This window comes from Amycolatopsis sp. CFH S0740, assembly GCF_004522315.1.
GTDB lineage: Bacteria > Actinomycetota > Actinomycetes > Mycobacteriales > Pseudonocardiaceae > Amycolatopsis > Amycolatopsis nivea.
The window spans coordinates 1-2831 of record NZ_SDLS01000067.1 but is presented as its reverse complement, the minus strand read 5'-3'; the positions used below and the strand labels follow the sequence as shown (position 1 = coordinate 2831).

Genomic DNA, 2831 nt, shown 5'->3' with positions numbered 1-2831 from the left:
GTGCCGGGCGGGACCGGCTGCAGAAACCCGTCCAGCACGTAGCCCTGGACGTTGTCGGCGAGCCGGCCGAGGGTCAGCACCCCGCGGTCGATCGGCGCCCCCGGCGGGATGCGGTATTCCATGCAGCCGACTGTGGTTTCGGTGGGCCCGTACTCGTTGATCACGATGGCTCCGGGGTTGCGCGCCCGCCAGCGGTCGAGCTCGGCGCCGCGCAACGGCTCTCCGCCGAGCACGAGCTCGCCGGTCACCGGCCACGCGCCGCCGTTCTCGAGCAGCAGCGGCAGGTGGCTCGGGGTGGCTTTGAGGAACCGGGGCCCGGCGGCGGAGACGGCCTCGCCGTGCAGCACGTCGGCAACGTACACGCTGCCGCCGGACACCAGCGGGCCGAACAGGCTGGTGACGGTGAGGTCGAATGCCAGCGAGGAGTACAACGGCGCCGCGACCGACAGCGACGGATACCGCTTTCCGCACCAGTGGAGATAGGTCGCCAGCCCGCGATGGGTGACGGCGGCGGCCTTTGGCCTGCCGGTTGTGCCGCTGGTGAAGATGAGGTAGGCGAGGCTTTCTGGGTGGATCGGGACCGCGAGCGGCGCGTCGCTCCGCGCTGCCACTTCGGAAGCCGTCGTCGCATCGTCCAGCCGGAGGGTCGCGACTCCGGTTCCGGGCAGGCGGACGTCCTTCACACTGACGACGACGTCCGGCCGGGCGTCGTCGAGCATGTGCCGCACCCGCACGGCCGGTGAGTCCGGGTCGAGCGGGAGGTAGCTTGCGCCAGTCTTCAGCACGGCGAAGACCGCGACCGGCACTTCCGCGCTGTGCCGAAGGGCCAGGGCAACGACCGAGCCCGGTCCGACGCCGTACGTGGCGCTGAGATGGCGTGCCAGGCGGTTCGCCCGTGCCTCCAAGGTCCGGTAGCCGACCGCGTCCCCTGCCGCCGTGACGACCGCCGTCCGATCGGGTGTCGTGCCGGCCTGGCGTTCGAACAGGTCCACGACCGTGGCGTCCGGCACCTCGGCGGTGTTGTCGTTGGCCTCCTTGAGGAGTTTCCGTCGCTCGCCGGGGGAGAGCACGTCGTGCCTGCTGAGCGGACGGTCCGGGTCCGCCAGCATGGAGGCGAGCAGCCGTTGCCACCGCGTCACGATCGTCTCCGCCGTGCCGCGGTCGAACACGTCGGCGTTGAACTCCAGCATCCCCGCGATGCCGGCGGGGCCGTCGGCATCGCGTTCTTCCGCGAGGTGCACCGAAAGGTCGAACTTCGCGACGTCCGCGAGGGCCGGGGCCATCGTCGTGCGCAATCCGTCGAGGTCAAGTTCCGCGTCGGGTGTGTTGTCGAGGGTGAGGATGACCTGGAACAGCGGGTGCCACGCCAGCGACCGTTCCGGGTTGAGCGCGGCGACCAGTTGTTCGAACGGCAGGTCTTGGTGGCTGAACGCGGCGAGGTCGGCGGTGCGCACTCGGGCAAGCAACCGGCGCGGTGACGGGTCTCCGCTGGTGTCGGTGCGCAGCACGAGGGTGTTGACGAAGAAACCGACCAGTTCGTCCAGCGCGTCGTCGGTACGGCCGGCGACCGGGGCTCCGATGGGGATGTCGGCGCCCGCTCCCAGCTTGGTGAGCAAGGCGGCGAGGGACGCCTGGACGACCATGAAGAGGCTGGCCCCGCTGGTACGGGCCAGGTCGATCATCCCGGCATGCAGGGCGGTGTCGAACCGGAATCCGACGACGCCGCCGCGGCCGGTGGTGACGGCGGGCCGCGGCCGGTCGAACGGAAGCCGCAGGGTGGCCGGCAACCCTGCGAGCGTTTCGCGCCAGAAGCCGAGCTGGGCCGCGCCGAGCGTGCCCGGCACCGCCGGGTCGCCGAGCAATTCACGGTGCCACAACGTGTAGTCGGCGTACTGGACGGGCAGCGGCGTCCAGGCCGGGGCCGAGCCGTCGCGGCGGGCGCGGTAGGCGGCGGCGAGATCGCGCAGCAGCGGGGTCATCGACCAGCCGTCGCTGGCGATGTGGTGGAACACGAGCAGCAGTACGTGCTCTTCGGGCCCGACGGCCGCGAGGCGGGCCCGGAACGGGACTTCGGCGGTGAGGTCGAAGGGGTACTGGCTGTGCTCGGCGATGTAACCCGCGAGTGCGCCCTCGGCCACCGCGTCCGGGGTGAGCACGGAGTGGACCTCGTCCGCGGGCCGCACTAGCTGCCGCGGGTCGCCGTCCACCTCCGGGAAGATCGTGCGCAGACTCTCGTGCCGGGCGACCACGTCGTTCAGGGCGGCCTCGACCGTTCCGGCTTCGAGCGGACCGAGCAGCCTCAGGGAAAACGACACGTTGTAGGCAGGCGCCGCGTTGTCCATCCGGTTGAGGAACCACAGCCGCTGCTGTGCGTACGACAGCGGAAGCACTTCCGGGCGGGGGCGTGGGGCGAGCCGGCAGCGGCTGCGGCCCGCGCCGGTCAGCACTCGGCCGAACGCGGCCACCGTCGGCGCGTCGAAAAGGGCGCGGATCGGAACCTCGGCGTCGAAGACGCTTCGCACCCGGCTGACGAGCCGGGTGGCGAGCAGAGAGTGGCCGCCCAGTTCGAAGAAGTCGTCGTCGACGCCGACCCGCGGCAGCCCGAGCACCTCGGCGAACAGGCCGGTGAGGATCTCCTCCTGGAAGGTGCGCGCCGGCCGGCCCGGCGCGGACGGCGCGGGCGCGGGCAGCGCGTCGGCATCGAGCTTGCCGTTGGGGCTCAGCGGCACCGAATCCAGGATCACGAACGCCGACGGCACCATGTGGGCGGGAAGCCGGTCCGCCGCGAAGCGGCGGAGTTCTCGGGTGTCGATGGGGTGGGTGGTGGTGAG

At 71.6% G+C, this 2831-nt stretch carries 1 protein-coding gene; it reads right to left on the bottom strand.

Translation table 11 applies throughout. The features are described from left to right. Window positions 1-2831, bottom strand: a 2831-nt coding sequence (locus EIZ45_RS45760) for a condensation domain-containing protein (protein WP_167756740.1), incomplete at both ends; no start/stop codon positions are given.